This is a genomic window from Kineobactrum sediminis (assembly GCF_002868715.1).
Lineage (GTDB): Bacteria > Pseudomonadota > Gammaproteobacteria > Pseudomonadales > Halieaceae > Kineobactrum > Kineobactrum sediminis.
This window is the reverse complement of the sequence record NZ_PKLZ01000011.1, coordinates 1-16,303: the sequence shown is the minus strand read 5'-3', so window position 1 is coordinate 16,303 and position 16,303 is coordinate 1. Positions and strand designations below refer to the sequence as shown.

At 56.7% G+C, this 16,303-nt stretch carries 13 protein-coding genes and 1 pseudogene; 12 read left to right on the top strand and 2 right to left on the bottom strand.

Annotated features, from left to right (window positions below; all coding sequences use genetic code 11):
• The first annotated feature begins 89 nt into the window (after positions 1-89).
• The 8 genes and pseudogenes from clpB to CWI75_RS14140 all read left to right on the top strand — a co-directional run bounded on the left by clpB (position 90) and on the right by CWI75_RS14140 (position 9,288).
• A complete protein-coding gene (gene clpB / locus CWI75_RS14170; protein WP_101522179.1) occupies positions 90-2,669 on the top strand; it encodes an ATP-dependent chaperone ClpB in 2,580 nt (859 codons plus the stop codon).
• A 124-nt stretch (positions 2,670-2,793) separates the two neighbouring features.
• Positions 2,794-3,198 carry a type IV pilin protein gene (locus CWI75_RS14165; protein ID WP_277621771.1) on the top strand — a complete coding sequence of 135 codons (405 nt, stop codon included), beginning with the start codon at positions 2,794-2,796 and terminating at the stop codon, positions 3,196-3,198.
• Positions 3,192-3,287 (top strand): annotated as a pseudogene (locus CWI75_RS18935) (type IV pilin protein); the annotation flags it as partial. The gene CWI75_RS14165 and the pseudogene CWI75_RS18935, both read left to right, overlap by 7 nt.
• A 78-nt stretch (positions 3,288-3,365) precedes the next feature.
• A complete protein-coding gene (locus CWI75_RS18445; RefSeq protein WP_162300094.1) occupies positions 3,366-3,671 on the top strand; it encodes a GspH/FimT family protein in 306 nt (101 codons plus the stop codon).
• Positions 3,668-4,237, top strand: coding sequence for a type IV pilus modification protein PilV (pilV, locus tag CWI75_RS14155; protein WP_101522176.1), 570 nt, complete (start codon positions 3,668-3,670; stop codon positions 4,235-4,237). The genes CWI75_RS18445 and pilV overlap by 4 nt, the downstream gene beginning before the upstream one ends.
• A gap of 2 nt (positions 4,238-4,239) precedes the next feature.
• The gene (locus CWI75_RS14150; protein WP_101522175.1) at positions 4,240-5,211 is read left to right on the top strand and encodes a PilW family protein; all 972 of its coding nucleotides are present in this window, start codon (positions 4,240-4,242) and stop codon (positions 5,209-5,211) included.
• Positions 5,208-5,756, top strand: a complete 549-nt coding sequence (locus CWI75_RS14145) for a pilus assembly PilX family protein (RefSeq protein WP_146003602.1) — start codon at positions 5,208-5,210, stop codon at positions 5,754-5,756. Before CWI75_RS14150 ends, CWI75_RS14145 begins: the two co-directional genes overlap by 4 nt.
• Before the next feature lie 19 nt (positions 5,757-5,775).
• Positions 5,776-9,288, top strand: a complete 3,513-nt coding sequence (locus CWI75_RS14140; RefSeq protein ID WP_101522173.1) for a pilus assembly protein — start codon at positions 5,776-5,778, stop codon at positions 9,286-9,288.
• A gap of 102 nt (positions 9,289-9,390) precedes the next feature.
• Here the strand turns inward: CWI75_RS14140 and CWI75_RS14135 are convergent, their stop codons facing one another.
• A complete protein-coding gene (locus CWI75_RS14135) occupies positions 9,391-9,861 on the bottom strand; it encodes a DUF4124 domain-containing protein (protein ID WP_241521234.1) in 471 nt (156 codons plus the stop codon).
• 507 nt (positions 9,862-10,368) lie between these two features.
• Here CWI75_RS14135 and CWI75_RS14130 point away from each other — a divergent pair.
• Positions 10,369-12,114, top strand: coding sequence for an acetolactate synthase 3 large subunit (locus CWI75_RS14130; protein WP_101522172.1), 1,746 nt, complete (start codon positions 10,369-10,371; stop codon positions 12,112-12,114).
• A 2-nt stretch (positions 12,115-12,116) separates the two neighbouring features.
• The gene (ilvN, locus tag CWI75_RS14125) at positions 12,117-12,608 is read left to right on the top strand and encodes an acetolactate synthase small subunit (RefSeq protein WP_101522281.1); all 492 of its coding nucleotides are present in this window, start codon (positions 12,117-12,119) and stop codon (positions 12,606-12,608) included.
• Between the two features lie 109 nt (positions 12,609-12,717).
• Here the strand turns inward: ilvN and ilvC are convergent, their stop codons facing one another.
• Positions 12,718-14,190, bottom strand: a complete 1,473-nt coding sequence (gene ilvC, locus CWI75_RS14120; RefSeq protein ID WP_101522171.1) for a ketol-acid reductoisomerase — start codon at positions 14,188-14,190, stop codon at positions 12,718-12,720.
• A 93-nt stretch (positions 14,191-14,283) separates the two neighbouring features.
• On the opposite strand from ilvC, the gene ilvY reads away from it, so the two are divergent.
• On the top strand, positions 14,284-15,207 hold the full coding sequence (gene ilvY, locus CWI75_RS14115) for an HTH-type transcriptional activator IlvY (RefSeq protein ID WP_241521245.1): 924 nt from the start codon (positions 14,284-14,286) through the stop codon (positions 15,205-15,207).
• A gap of 34 nt (positions 15,208-15,241) precedes the next feature.
• Positions 15,242-16,096, top strand: coding sequence for a CDP-diacylglycerol--serine O-phosphatidyltransferase (gene pssA, locus CWI75_RS14110; protein ID WP_101522169.1), 855 nt, complete (start codon positions 15,242-15,244; stop codon positions 16,094-16,096).
• The last annotated feature ends 207 nt before the right edge of the window (positions 16,097-16,303 follow it).

Below are 16,303 nucleotides of genomic sequence, written 5' to 3'. Positions count from 1 at the left end.
TTACTTGAATTAGCCGCTTTCCCCCCCATTTCAGTCTCCATGAAACAATATGCGCCGATGCAGGCGCGGGCATTGAAGGAGATTGATGCATGAGAATGGATAAACTGACCAACCAGCTGCAGCTGGCGCTTGCGGATGCCCAGTCGATCGCGCTGGGCAAGGATCACAATTTTATTGAGCCAGTGCATTTGCTGGCGGCGTTGCTGCAGCAAAAAGGCGGGTCGGTGCGGCCACTGCTGCAAAAAACCGGCGCTAATATTGCCGCCCTCGATACGGCGGTGACTACTGCGGTAGAGGCATTGCCTACCGTGAGTGGGGGTGGCGGCGATGTCCACATGTCCAACGATCTGGGGCGCATCCTCAATGTCAGCGACAAACTGGCGCAAAAGGGCGGCGATACCTACATTTCCAGTGAGCTGGTTTTGCTGGCAATGCTGGAAAGCAAAACCACCGCCGGGGAGCTGCTCAAGAACCACGGCGCCACCGCACTGGCCCTGCAGGCTGCCATTGAGCAGGTGCGAGGAGGAGAAAACGTGACCAACCCCGAGGCCGAAGAGTCCCGCCAGGCGCTTGACAAATACACCATTGATCTCACCGAACGCGCCGAGCAGGGCAAGCTGGACCCGGTGATTGGCCGCGACGACGAGATTCGCCGCACCATCCAGGTACTGCAACGCCGCACCAAGAATAACCCGGTCTTGATCGGCGAGCCCGGCGTGGGTAAAACTGCGATTATTGAAGGCCTGGCCCAGCGCGTGGTCAACGGCGAGGTACCCGAGAGCCTGAAAAGCAAGCGCATCCTGTCGCTGGACCTGGGTGCGCTGCTGGCCGGTGCCAAGTATCGCGGCGATTTTGAGGAGCGCCTGAAGGCTGTACTCAATGAGCTCTCCAAGCAGGAGGGTGGCATTATCCTGTTTATCGACGAGCTCCATACCATGGTCGGCGCCGGCAAGACCGAGGGCTCAATGGATGCCGGCAACATGCTCAAGCCGGCGCTGGCCCGTGGCGAATTGCACTGCGTGGGCGCCACCACCCTGGATGAGTACCGCAAGCATATTGAGAAAGACGCAGCCCTTGAGCGTCGATTCCAGAAAGTGCTGGTGGACGAACCCAATGAAGAGGACACCATCGCCATCCTCCGGGGCCTGAAAGAGCGCTATGAGGTACATCATGGGGTGGATATCACCGACAGTGCGATTATCGCCGCGGCCAAGCTGTCCCAGCGCTACATCACCGATCGGCAGCTGCCGGACAAGGCGATCGACCTGGTGGACGAAGCGGCCAGCCGTATTCGCATGGAGATCGACTCCAAGCCGGAATCCATGGACCGCCTGGAGCGGCGCATGATCCAACTCAAGATCGAGCGCGAGGCGGTGAAAAAAGACAAGGACCCGGCGGCACAAAAACAGGTGGAGCTGCTGGATGCCGAAATTGGCAAAGTAGAGCGCGAATTTTCCGACCTGGAAGAAATCTGGAAAGCGGAGAAAGCCTCCTTGCAGGGCGCTGCCCAGATCAAGAGCGAGCTGGAGCAGATGAAGCTGGACATGGAGGCCGCGCGTCGCGCCGGTGACCTCACCCGCATGTCTGAACTGCAGTACGGCAAAATGCCCGAGCTGGAAAAACAGCTGGAAGCGGCCCAGGCGGCCGAGACCACCGAACATACGCTGTTGCGCAACAAGGTGACGGACGAGGAAGTGGCGGAAGTGGTATCCCGCTGGACCGGTATTCCGGTATCCAAGATGCTTGAGGGCGACCGCGAGAAATTGCTGCGCATGGAAGACTCCCTGCACCAGCGGGTGGTGGGCCAGGACGAGGCAGTGAAAGCCGTTGCCAATGCGGTGCGCCGCTCGCGCGCCGGCATCTCCGACCCCAACCGGCCCAGCGGCTCCTTCCTGTTCCTGGGCCCCACGGGCGTGGGCAAGACCGAATTGTGCAAGGCGCTGGCGGAATTCCTGTTCGACAGCGAACAGGCCATGGTGCGGGTGGACATGTCCGAGTTCATGGAAAAGCATTCAGTGGCGCGCATGATTGGTGCGCCCCCGGGCTACGTGGGCTATGAAGAGGGCGGTTACCTGACCGAGGCCGTGCGTCGCAGGCCCTACTCACTGCTGCTGCTGGATGAGGTGGAAAAAGCCCATCCGGACGTATTCAATATCCTCCTGCAGGTATTGGAAGATGGCCGCCTGACCGATGGCCAGGGCCGCACCGTCAACTTCCGCAACACGGTCATTGTGATGACCTCCAACCTGGGCTCCGATGTTATCCAGGAGACGGCGGGCGAGGACAACTACGAGGCGATGAAAGCGGCGGTAATGGCCATTGTCGGTCGCCACTTCCGTCCCGAATTCATCAACCGTATTGACGAAACCGTGGTATTTCACCCGCTGGCCGCCGACCAGATTCGCGGCATTGCCGATATCCAGCTGCAATCGCTGCGCAAGCGCCTGGCCGAACGCGACCTGATGATCGAGATCTCCGATGCCTTTATGGATCGCCTGGCCGCCACCGGTTACGACCCCGTCTATGGCGCGCGACCCTTGAAACGCGCCATCCAGCAGGAACTGGAGAACCCGCTAGCACAGCGCATCCTTTCAGGGGAATTCGGTGCTGGGGATACGATTGTGGTGGATGTTGCGGGGGAGCAGGGGGCGGTGTTTGGGAAGCGCTAACAGGCCACACGACCGCTTATCCACCTAAAACAGCCGCTCGTCTGTCCTCACTGGGCTTTCGGGCGGCGCACGTTATGCTGGAGAAGTCGAATTACGCGTGCGTGAAAGGTAGAGCCTGATAATAATGATGATGTCCAGACAAGCTCCCCAGAGGGGTTTCACCCTCATTGAATTGATGATCGTCATTGCTATTGTGGCGATTTTGGTGACCGTGGCACTTCCTGCATATCAAGGCTATGTGATCAAAGCCAATCGTGGTGCCGCACAGTCTTTTTTATTGGATATAGCCCAAAGGCAACAGCTCTACTTCAATGACACACGTACTTATGCAAGTACTGCTGTTGAATTAAACCTGTCTACACCGGAGCGTGTCGCCTCCAGTTATTCGGTTAACTTTAGCGTTGACGCGGGTCCGCCGCCGACCTACCTCATCACTGCGGTGCCGCTGACGGGCACGAGCCAGGTGCGGGATGGCTCTCTCACTATCGACAATACGGGTAACAAGTTGCGGGGAACCGAGGCATGGTAAATTGGCCTCAACCGCCAATACGGACGGAGCGTGGGTTTACTCTCATAGAACTCATGATAGTCCTGGTGATATTGGCTGTGCTGACAATCGTAGCTATGCCCTCTTTTCGTGGCTTTATTATTGAGCAAAGGTCCAGGGCGACACTGGTTGATCTCAGGATAGCTCTTATGACCGCTCGGTCAGAGGCCATAAAACGCAACAGAAAAGTCCTGGTTACTCCAGCAGCCGGGGGCTGGCAAGAGGGCTGGAAAATCGTTAATCCCGATGCCAGTGAGCCGGATATTCTGGAGCATGCACAATCGGGAAGTGCCGATATTGCGATTACGGTCACCGGTAGTTCTGTCGGTTTTTCACCATCGGGGAGAGCCGCAGAGCCTGTTACTTTCACGGTTATCGTGGGCTCTGGAACAGAAAGTCTTACCCGTTGCCTCAAACTCAAGCCAGGCGGCTATATGGATGATAATTGCGCATGAACACGCTGCCAATAAAAAGTCATGGCTCACCAGGTTTTACGCTGATTGAAGTACTTATTACCCTGGTGATTATCGCGATTGGCCTGTTGGGTTTGGCGGGACTACAGGTGTTCTCGCTGCAAAGTCAGCTCGAAGCCTATCAAAGGGCGCAAGCCGTCATGCTGGCTGAAGAAATGGTGAACAGAATCCGGGTCAATGCTCCCGCGGCCAGGGCCGGAGCGTATACGCCGGGCGTTGAATATGGATTGCTCACACCTGCCGTCTGTGACCCCGCTACCCAGACGACGGCCGAGTACGATCTTTGCGACTGGAATAATATCCTGGCGGGGCAAGACGTATTGGCAGGGGGAGTCAATGCCGGAAGTGTCAATGCCGCGCGGGGATGTATCGAAAATGTTGTGGGCTCGATTGACGGCGAGACTCGAATTCTGGTGACTGTGGCCTGGCAAGGTGCGGTTGCAACGGCATCCCCGGACCTTGATTGCGGTTTCAATGCGTATGGTGACAACGATGCATTTCGAAGGGTTGTCGCCATAGAGGCTGTACTTGCGGACCTGGTGAACTGACGATGACTACTTTACGTTACAGGCGCAGGAATCTTGGGTTGGGCCTGATCGAAATAATGATTGCTCTGGGCCTCGGCGCAATCATCATGTTGGGCGTCACGGAGATTGCGACCCAGAACAGCGCAACCCGCAATGAAATTGAACGATTCGGGCGCCAGATGGAATCGGCCATTTTCGCCATGGGCACAATTGAAAGAGACGTTGTGAGTGCCGCGTTCTGGGGCGAGAAAGGTGAGGTAACGCCAGGCGGTACGATTCCGCCCGTGTGCGTTGATTCCGCTGTCGAACTTGAGGAGGCCATGGGTTATCCGATTCAGGGTGGCCAGGGAGCCATTGCCTGCACTCCGGCCAATCTGCAGCCGAAGGCGAACACCGACTACGTTGCCATCCGCCGCGTCAGCAGTTGTGCCCTGGGAAGCCCCGGGTGCCCAGTCGCGGGGTCCAATTTCCATCTTCAGGTGCTGGCGTGTTTTGAGCAGGATAGCTTGAATAAGCCCGGCGATCATTTTTTGATAGACAATGATGTAGCAGCCCTTGATCTGGAGAAGCGCGAGTGTGATGGCGTAAACATAGCCCCCCGATACCGGTTTTTGAATCGGATCTACTACGTGAATGCCGATGACAAGCTGATGCGAGCGGAACTGGAGGGCAGCAGTTACGTCGAGCAGGAGATGATTGAGAATGTCGAACTGCTGAGATTTGAATACGGTCTGGATACCGATGGCGATGGACAGGTGGACGGTTATGCCTCCAATATTGCCAGTCCCAACGACCTGATCTGGCCTCAGGTGGTCATGGTCAGGCTGAGCATGATAGTGAGAAGCCACCAGCCGAGCCCGGGATTCACTGACACCAGGACCTACACAGTTGGAGGGCAGAGTTATACCCCGGCGACGTTTACGAGTCATCGCCGCCAGCTGTATACCCGTACCATGTTTACCCGCAACATCGCGGGAAGAAGAGAGGTGCCGTGATGAAGGCAGTGGGGCATCAGGGGAAGCAGCAGGGCATAGTGCTGCTTATCTCGCTGATCATGTTGCTGGCGGTGACCGTGATCGTGGTAACGGCATCCAACATCGCGCAAACCAACTTGAAAGTGGTGGGCAATATGGAGAGCCGTGAACAGGCAAGGATTGCCGCCAGAGCCGCAATAGAAGAGGCGCTCAGCTCTTCCAGGTTTGCCGACAATCCGGATTCCATTTTCGCGGTATCTTGTGATGAAGACAATCAGAAGTGTTACGACTTCAACGCGGACGGCGAGACGGACGTTACCGTCGTGGTTTCCACTCCGGCCTGTATTTCCGTGATCCCTCGCAAGAACATAGAGCTGGACGTGTACAATTTTCCCGACCAGGCAACCTGTTTTCTGCCGCCGGGTGTTTATTCCATGTGCGCGGCCTCGGTTTGGGAATTTGAGGCTGTAGCGACTGATGTGGTATCTGGCGCAGAGGTTACCGTTCGCCAGGGTGTTTCTATTTTAACCACGTTAAACAACATTGATACCGCGTGTCCGGTTTGATCGGGCAAGGAGCAACACTGTGAACTATCTCCAGATGAAAAAAGTGGGTCTTGCCCTGTTGGGTCTGGCGCTTTCGATAGTGGTATCTGCGGAGGATATCGATATCTTTGCCGGCACCAGTGATACCGGAAGTGCAGCTCTGCCCAATGTCGTGTTCGTGCTCGACAACTCGGCCAACTGGTCCCGGATTGGACAGCAGTGGCCGGACGGCACTCAAGGTGAATCCGAGGCTCGAGCGATCAAGGCCGCACTGTCCAATATGATCGGCAAGATCAATGTGGGCCTGATGATGTATGGCACCACGGGTGGTAGCAGTTCAGACAAGGATGGTGCCTACACGCGTATTGATGTCCAGGAGCTGACGCAGGATTATTTTGACAACGTGGTTGCGCCCGCGTTGACGAGAATCGAAGACAATATTGAGTCTTCAGACGAGAAGCGCGACTCATCAAATCCTTATGGTTATTTGCCGTACGATCTCTACAACTATCTCAAGGGGGATAATCAAAGCAAGAATGGTATTGGCACCCCGGCTAATCTCGCCGATGCCAACGCATATACATCCCAATGGAATACATTCAGTTCGCCCCTGAGTTCCACCGATATATGTGCCGACACTTACATGATCTTTATCGGCAATAACACCAACGGCTCTATCGCCGGCGATGACACTGCTAACACTAATGCCTTGAAAGCGGCCTATGCTGAAGCGGGGTTGACCGCACCAAATGCTTTGGCGGGGGAGAGTGGTGCGCCGCTGCCGATGCCGGAATTCATTACCGTGGAAACGGAGGAGGAGGTCTGCAGCGACGAACAAACGGTGGCTTCTTATGATTTTACCTCAGCAGCCTGTTATCGGAGTAACCAGCTTGGTGATTGTGCGGTAGATGAATGCCCTGCGGGTGCTTCGAATTGTTCCTGTTCGAGTCCCGCGGTATCTTCCGGTTGTAAAAATAATCGCCTTAAATACACCGTTAATGTTCCGGCACAAGTGATTCCGCCGACCTGCCAAGATGTGACGGTCACCGAGATCCAGGCCTCTGGAGAGTTCGATACCTCCAGTGGCATCAGCTACAACATGGATGACTGGTCCAAGTTTCTTTTCAATGTGGGTGTCCCCTACACATTTAACGAAGATCTGGATGGCGACGGTATCTACGAAGCCCACAACCAGCGTGTCAAGGTTATCACCTACACAGTGGACGTCTTTAACAAGCAACAACAGGCTGACCTGAGCGGGCTCTGGTTCAGTGCCGCCAACGCCGGTGGCGGCCAGTATTTTCAGGCGAAAAGTGAAGAGGCGATCCTGAAGGCGCTGGAAATATCGTTGGGAGACATTGTGGCCAAGGCCTCAAGCTTCGCGGCGGTTACCCTGCCATTGAGTACCACCAACAGAACACAGGTTGAAAACGAGGTTTATATTGGCATGTTCCGGCCGGAACTGGGCAAGGCCCCGCGCTGGTACGGTAACCTGAAGCGCTATCAGTTGGCGTTGTTCAATGGCGTGGCAGAATTGGCAGACGCCGACTTCACCCAGGCCATTAACAGCCAGACAGGCTTCCCGAGAGATTGCGCCAAGAGCCTGTGGACCGAGGATACAATTGATTATTGGGAAAGCCTGGGGATCAATCCTCCGGTGGCCAGTGCCTGTGGGACAGCGATTGAGGCCTCAAGGGAGTATTCCGATTTGCCGGACGGACCCTTTGTGGAAAAGGGTGGTGTTGGCCAGAGAATCCGCTTGCTGGCGTCGGGGGCCGCGCGCAACCTTTACACGGTTAATAGCGCTGGCGCGATAATTGACCTTTTTGATGAAGCGGCGTCTTTTGGCGGCACCGACATTTTCGATTTCATGGCGGGTGATCTCCAGGGTGCGAACGAAGCCGCCTATCTTGGTGATACGCTTGCGAGGCCGAGCGTGCACGGAGATGTGGTGCACTCAAGGCCGCTCTCGATTCGATACGATGACGACACGGTAATTATTTTTTATGGTGCCAACGACGGCCTGTTCCGTGCGGTGGATGCCAGCAATGGGAGTGAGCGCTGGGGTTTCGTCGCGCCCGAGCACTATGGGAAACTGCAACGACTTTATGATGACGACCCGGTGATTGCGTTCGAGGGTGTGCTTGTCGATGCTGAAGATCCGGATGCAGAACCCAAGGATTACTTTTTTGACGGCCCCACCGGTCTGCACGTGAAGTATGATGACCCCGTGGATCCGGCAGATTCGGGAGTGGGAGAGCTTGATTACGCTTACATTTTCCCCACCATGAGGCGGGGTGGCAGGATGGTTTACGGTTTTGATGTCACCATCCCGGACAGTCCGCTGTTTTTGTGGAAGCAGGGCTGTGATGACGCAGGAAACTGTACCGGTACGGACTTTGCTTCGCTAGGCCAAACCTGGTCCACCCCGCAAGGTGTGTTCATAGCGGAATACCCCGGCAATGATGCGGACCCTGCGCCCGTGATCATCTTCGGCGGCGGCTATGATGCCTGCCTGGATATTGATCAGGCGGCCTATCCTACTGAGTGTGACAGTGCGAAAGGCAAGGGAGTGTATGTCCTTGACGCTTTGTCAGGTGCCCGCCTTAAATGGTTCCCAACCGACGCGCCTGTGATGTCTGATATTGCTACAGTGGATATAAATGTTGATGGCGTGATTGAGCTGGCCTATGTTGCAGATGTGAAGGGCAATCTCTACAGGATACGCTTCGCAGACTATGTCCAGAGTCTGGTTGGTCTCACAACCATACCGGACGGTGTCATAGTGGACCGTGAGCAAGGCGACTGGCGTATCGAGAAAATTGCCTCCATGCCCGGCAACACCCGTCGTTTCTACAATTCACCCACTGCCTCGCCGTTGCCGACCAATGGTCAGATCGCGGTCGCAATCGGGACGGGTGATCGTGAGCGGCCTCTGGAAAGCAACTATCCCTATACGGCCGATGTCCAGAACCGCTTCTACGCGCTGATCGAAGAGCCATACCTGGATTGGCAGGAGGAGGAAGATTCCACGACGGGGTCGTGGGAGAGGACGGTAGTGGATCTTGAGGGCGAGGATATGCATCAGATCGGCACCCCTTTTCCTGACGGGGAGAATCTGCAGAACTTCAAGGGCTGGTGGCTGGATTTACCGAATCAGGGAGAACAGGTGGCCAACCCGGCAGTTGTCGGTGGCGGACGGGTGTTTTTCAACACCTTCCAGCCCGGCGGTGCCCCAGGAGACATCTGTGGTTCACCGATCGGTATAGGCAGGGGCTATGCGGTAGACTTCTTCAATCCAGAAGTGCCAACGGGTCAGGAAATTGATGGCGGTGGCATCCCGATTCCACCGATCGTGGTAACGGTCAGGATACCCGAAGGTTGTACCGCCACTGATTGCTCGAATTATGAGCCTGTGTGTGAGACGCCACCCTGCGGGGAAGTCCGGACCGGTATTATCGGTTGGGACGGTTTTTCATTCGAACAGCTCGATCCCGCGATCAATCCGCAGATTCGCCGAGTGTTCTTCACTGAGGATTTAGAGCGCCAGTAGCTTGTGTCCAACTATTGGCTCTTCGAGTTGAGCTCGAGGGGTCGATCGTTATTTTCAGTGAGATGAAAAGCAAGTGGGGGAGTTTGGCAAGCTTAGCCGGAATTAATCACAATAGAGTTTGATGGCCTCTTCGGCGATGCGCTTTTCCCCTGCCACCTGCTCTTCATCCAGGTATCTCAATTCTCCCTGGTCATTGCGAACGCGAATACGCCCTCCTTTACTAATTTGCAGAGTATCCAGGTTCTCGCGGGCGCGCTGGCAGTATTCTGCGTTCATTGTGTCTTTGGTTGCAGAACGCGAGTCTACCGTCTCGAACTCATTCCCCACGCGTGGCTCTACCTCTTTCGGCACCGCCCCTTGCTCTGCGGGAACCACCCGTTTCAGTCCGGATTGGCTCGAGATGACCTCATAATCTATCCCTGCTGCCGGCGGTCGATCGCTATGCACCGGGATGCCCCGGTCATCCAGCCAGCGATAATACGCGTCCGCAGCAGCCACCTGCACACTGCCTGCGGCCAATAACACGATCATGCCGCCTTGCAAGCCTTTGCGGAACACTGGTTTTATATGCATTTTTCCTCGCCTCTGCGAATCATTACCCCTGTAAATTACCCCACCCGGAGTGGGTGTGCAATCGGCAGCTGGTCGCAAAGAGGATTTTTAACGGCTATGGCCGTTGACAAATTGCGCGCTGCCGCCAACAATACTCCGGTCTCACTAATGGCAACGACTACTGCCGGGTACCCTCGGCCCATGGTCTACCAGCACGATGTGATTATTCGTGCCGGCTGTTTTGAGTCCCGTATTCATCCCGTGCCGCATTGGCCGGGTTGAGGGCCAGACACTGCGCTACCTCGCAGGGCGACCGATACACGGGTGTTCGTGATCGTTTTCCTCCGTGGATAGCCCTTCCGGGTAATATCCGGTGGGCTTGGTCTCGAGCAGTGTATCTCGCCTCAAGGGGGTGGCGTCGCCAATCCGGTACCGGTTCAGGTACTGTCTTCGCAACGCTCACACATCTATCGGAACAGCTTCGGCGAGGGTTACGCGCCGGGCGTTTTGTTATCTGGGAGAAAGATTGTGGAGTTGTTATCCGGCGGTGAGATGATCGCCCGTGCCCTCGAAGACGAAGGCGTGGAATTTATATTCGGCTACCCCGGTGGTGCCGTACTGCATATTTACGATGCCCTGTTCAAAACCAACAAGGTGCCCCACGTGCTGGTGCGCCACGAACAGGCTGCAACCCATGCCGCCGACGGCTACGCCCGTGCCACCGGCAAGCCCGGTGTGGTGCTGGTGACATCCGGCCCCGGGGCCACCAATGCCATCACCGGAATCGCCACGGCGTATATGGATTCCATTCCCATGGTGGTGCTGTCCGGCCAGGTGGCTACGCACCTGATAGGCGAGGACGCGTTCCAGGAAACCGACATGGTCGGTATCTCCCGACCTATTGTGAAGCACAGCTTCATGGTGCGCCATGCGGAAGACATTCCTGAAATCATCAAGAAGGCGTTTCATATCGCCACGACCGGCCGCCCTGGCCCGGTGGTGATTGATATTCCCAAGGACTGTACCCGTCCGGATGAAAAATTCGAGTACCACTACCCGGAATCGGTCAAGTTGCGCTCATACGCGCCCGCCCAGCGCGGCCATACCGGCCAGATCCGCAAGGCCGCGAAGATGCTGCTGGGCGCCAAGCGACCGATTATCTACAGTGGCGGTGGCGTGATCCTGGGTGAAGCCAGTGACCTGCTGACACAGCTGGCGCGGAAGCTGAAATACCCTGTCACCAACACCCTGATGGGGCTGGGTGCGTATCCGGCTACCGACCCCCAGTTCCTGGGTATGCTCGGTATGCACGGCTTCTATGAAGCCAACATGGCCATGCACCACAGTGATGTGATTCTGGCGGTGGGCGCGCGCTTTGATGACCGCGTGACCAACACCGTGGGCAAGTTCTGCCCCGGCGCCAAGATCATCCACATCGATATTGACCCCACCTCGATTTCCAAAACGGTGTCCTCGGATATCCCGATTGTCGGGCCGGTGAGGTCGGTGCTTGAGGATCTGCTGGAGATCATCGATGGCCTGCAGGAAAAAACACCTGAGTTGCCCGATAGCGGCGCCCTTGGGCGCTGGTGGCAGCAGATTGAGGAGTGGCGCGGCAAGCATGGGCTGTGGACCGGTCGTCGCTATGGCGAAAGCGACCGCATCATGCCCCAGCAGGTTATTGAAAGCCTGTACCGCGCCACCAATGGCGACGCCTATGTCACCTCGGATGTCGGCCAGCACCAGATGTTTGCGGCCCAGTACTACAAGTTCGACCAGCCGCGCCGCTGGATCAACTCCGGTGGCCTGGGGACCATGGGCTTTGGCTTGCCCGCCGCCATGGGTGTACAGCTTGCCTTCCCCGATATGAATGTGGCCTGTGTTACCGGTGAGGGCAGTATCCAGATGAATATCCAGGAGCTGTCCACCTGCACCCAGTACAAGACGCCGATCAAGATCATCAACCTGCGCAATAACTACCTGGGCATGGTCAAGCAGTGGCAGGACATGCATTACGAAGGTCGCCATGCCATGAGTACCTACGAGGACTCCTTGCCCGACTTCGTCAAGCTGGTGGAATCCTACGGCCACGTGGGTATCCAGGTCACCAGGCTGGATGAGCTGGATGCGCGCATGGATGAAGCCTTTGCCATGAAGGACAAGCTGGTGTTCCTCGATATCTTTATCGATCCCATGGAGCACGTGTACCCCATGCACATTGCCCCCAATGGCGCCATGAAAGACATGTGGCTGAGCAAGAACGAGAGGACCTGATGATGCGACGTATTATTTCTATCCTGGTTGAAAACGAACCCGGCGCCCTGTCTCGCGTAATCGGCCTGTTCTCCCAGCGCGGCTACAATATCGAGACACTGAATGTGGCGCCTACCGAGGACCCATCGCTGTCCCGCCTTACCCTCACCACGGAAGGCGATGACAAGACCATGGAGCAGATCACCAAGCAGCTGAACAAGCTGGTTGATGTGGTGAAGCTGGTGGACCTTACCGAGGGCGCCCACATTGAGCGGGACCTGTTGTTGATCAAGGTGCGCGCCTCGGGTAGTCAGCGCGATGAGATCAAGCGCACTACTGATATCTTTCGAGGCCAGATTGTGGATGTGGGCCCCAACACCTACACCATCCAGCTCACTGGAACCGGCGAGAAGCTGGATTCATTTGTGGCGGCGATGGGAGAGGCGGATATTCTTGAGGTGGTGCGTTCGGGAATCGCCGGTATTTCCCGCGGGGAAAAGGTCCTAAAGCTCTAGTGTGTTCCTGGTTAGCCGTTGCGCTGCCGTTTCTTCTTGATTAATACCCATAAAAAAGGGGCTCCGAAGAGCCCCTTGATGCTGGTTGCCGGCTAACTGCAGGCCGGGTTCAGACGATGCGCTTCATCGCCGTCATATAGCCGCGCAGTTCCTTGCCAATAGTTTCCACGGGGTGCGAGCGGATGGATTCATTGACAATGATCAGCTCCTGGTTATCCACGCTGTTGTCGCCGCCGATGGACTTGCCAATGACATCGGTGGTGATGTTCGCCATGAAATCCGCCAGCAGCGGACGGCAGGCGTGATCAAACAGGTAGCACCCGTATTCTGCAGTATCAGAGATGACCACATTCATTTCATACAGCTTCTTGCGCGCGATGGTATTGGCGATCAGCGGCGTCTCATGCAGTGACTCATAGTAGGCTGATTCATCGATGATGCCGGCGGACACCATGGTTTCAAAGGCCAGTTCAACTCCGGCCTTGACCATGGCCACCATCAAAATACCGTTGTCATAAAATGCCTGTTCGCTTATCTCGGCATCGGTACCGGTCGCTTTCTCAAACGCGGTTTCCGCGGTGGCGGCGCGCCATTTGAGCAGATTGGCGTCATCGTTGGCCCAGTCTTCCATCATGGTCCTGGAGAACTCACCGGACATGATGTCGTCCTGATGCTTCTCATACAGGGGTCGCATGATCTCCTTCAGCTCTTCCGCCATGTAGAACGCGCGCAGCTTCGCGGGGTTCGACAGCCGGTCCATCATGTTGGTGATGCCGCCGTGCTTGAGGCCCTCGGTTATGGTTTCCCAGCCATACTGGACCAGCTTTGAGGCGTAGCCGGAATCAATGCCTTTCTCTACCATCTTGTCAAAGCAGAGGATGGAACCGGTCTGCAACATGCCGCAGAGGATGGTCTGTTCACCCATCAGGTCAGACTTGACCTCGGCGATGAAGGAGGATTCCAGTACTCCCGCGCGGTGGCCACCGGTGCCCGCCGCATAAGCCTTGGCCAGTTCCAGGCCTTCGCCATGGGGATCGTTTTCGGTGTGTACGGCGATCAGCGTCGGTACGCCGAAGCCGCGCTTGTATTCCTCGCGTACCTCGGTGCCGGGGCACTTGGGGGCCACCATGATCACCGTAATGTCCGGGCGGATTTTCATGCCCTCTTCGACGATGTTAAAGCCGTGGGAGTAGGCCAGGCAGGCGTTTTCCTTCATTAACGGCATGACCTCATTAACCACGGCGGTGTGCTGCTTGTCCGGGGTCAGGTTGAGCACCAGGTCTGCCTTGGGGATCATCTGTTCATAAGTGCCCACCTTGAAGCCATTGTCACTGGCGTTGTTCCAGGACTGGCGTTTTTCGGTGATGGCACTTTCGCGCAGCGTGTAGGATACGTCCAGGCCGCTATCGCGCAGGTTCAGGCCCTGGTTCAGGCCCTGGGCGCCGCAGCCGACGATAACGAGTTTCTTGCCACGTAATTTTTCCACACCATCTGCAAACTCGGCCTGGTTCATCAGGCGGCATTTGCCAAGTTGTTCCAGTTGCAGGCGCAGGGGCAGGGTATTGAAGTAGTTATTGCTCATTGTAAAGCTCCGGTAATGATCTTGGATGGAGAGACTGTACGGTAATCCGCGTGTTGCGTAAAACGCTAAATAGTTGAAACTGTTTTGCGTAAAGTGCAATATTGGCGGATGGATATCCGTGGCCTGCAGATCTTTCTCGCTGTGACTGAAACGCTTAATTTTAGTCGTGCTGCGCTGCGCCTGCATATCAGTGTCAGCGCTGTCAGTCGCACCATCCAGCGCCTCGAAGAGGATCTCGGCCAGGTACTACTGGAGCGGGACCAGCGCAGTATGCGGCTGACACCCGCAGGCCGAACCTTTCGCGAGTATGCCCAGCGCAGCATGGCGGCCTGGCTCGAAGTGCGCAGCCAGATGCGGGGCGACGCCCAGCTCGCGGGCGAAGTGAACCTGTTTTGTTCGGTGACTGCCAGCTACAGTATTCTTGCACCTGTCCTGGAAGCCTTTCGCGTGCGCCAGCCGGGGGTGGAGATCATGATGCATACCGGCGACCAGGCGGATGGTATCGAGCGGGTGCTTTCGGGACAGGATGATGTGGCGGTGAGCAGCCGCCCGCAATATTTGCCGCCGAAGCTCGGTTTTCTGTCGTTGCTGCAAACCCCCATGGTGGTGTGTATTCCCGCCGGTGATTGTGCGGTGCGGCGCAGCATGCTCTCCGGGGATCCCGCTTCCCCCGACTTTGACTGGTCCGGCATTCCCTTTATCGTGCCGGAGCGGGGAGTCACCAAGGATATGCTGGACAGTTGGTTTGAGCGCCGCCGCAGCCAGCCGCGGATTTACGCGCAGGTGTCGGGCCATGAGGCCATTGTAGCCATGGTGGGCCTGGGCCTGGGTGTCGGTATCGCCCCCGACCTGGTAATTCAGGCCAGTGGCATTACCGGGCGGGTCAGTCCGGTAACAGTGTGGGAGCCCCTGCCGGCGCTGGATATCGGGTTGTGCTGCCTGAGCAGCCGGCTGGCAGACCCCAGGGTCAAGTCCTTGTGGGATGTGGCGCAACAGACCTATGGCGCAGCTCTTTGATATACTCTGATGACACGCGGACATGGATACTACTATGACCAATAAAGATGACAGCGAGCCGCAAGCGGACGCCCGGGAACAGCAACGACATGCGGTGACCCCGGCCCTGGACCTGATTGTTGACGAACACGAAGAGGAAGTGTCCGAAGGCGGCCAGACCGTGCGCCGAAAGGGGGTTTACCTCCTGCCCAATCTGTTCACGACCGGCGCATTATTTGCGGGTTTCTATGCGGTGGTTTCGGCCATGCGGGGCGATTTTGAAAGCGCCGCGGTGGCTATTTTCTTCGCGCTGATATTCGATGGCCTCGACGGTCGCATCGCGCGCATGACCAATACCTCCAGCAAGTTCGGTGCTGAATATGACAGCTTGTCCGACATGGTGTCCTTTGGTGTTGCGCCGGCGCTGGTCATGTTCAGTTGGGCGTTGGGGGAGTTGGGCAAGTTCGGCTGGAGTGCGGCATTTGTTTATGTCGCCTGCGCCGCCTTGCGCCTGGCACGTTTCAATACCCAGATAGACACGGCGGACAAGAATTATTTCACCGGGCTTCCCAGTCCGGCGGCCGCGGCGGTGATTGCCAGTACCATGTGGGTCTGCTGGGATATAGGCTGGGTCGGCGAGCAACTGCCAACGGAAATCGCCTATCTGGTCGCGGTTATGACCGCTGTCCTGGGCCTGCTGATGATGGCGAACTTTCCCTACTATAGCTTCAAGGGGGTCGATTTCCGTAGTCGGGTCCCCTTTGTGGTTATCATTCTGGTGGTGTTGATCATCAGCCTGGTTATCCTGAATCCGCCCACCATCCTGCTGATGGCGTTTCTCGCCTATGCGGTGTCCGGCCCGATCATGCAGTTGCAGCGCTGGCGCAAGGCAAAAACGCCCGCGGCGTGACGTGTTGCACTTGTCCCGGCAGGCAGTCGCAAGGGCGCCACGGCGCCCTTGCGAACGATAGTTCAGGTTTTTTACGGCAAGGGGCTTGCGCCCCATGATCCCTCTGCGTATAGTTCGCCTCCCTCCAGCGCACAGAGGCAGAAGCAGGTGCGGTGGAGAGGTCTGATACCCTTAACTATCAATTAGTTAGCGTTGAAAGGCCAGATG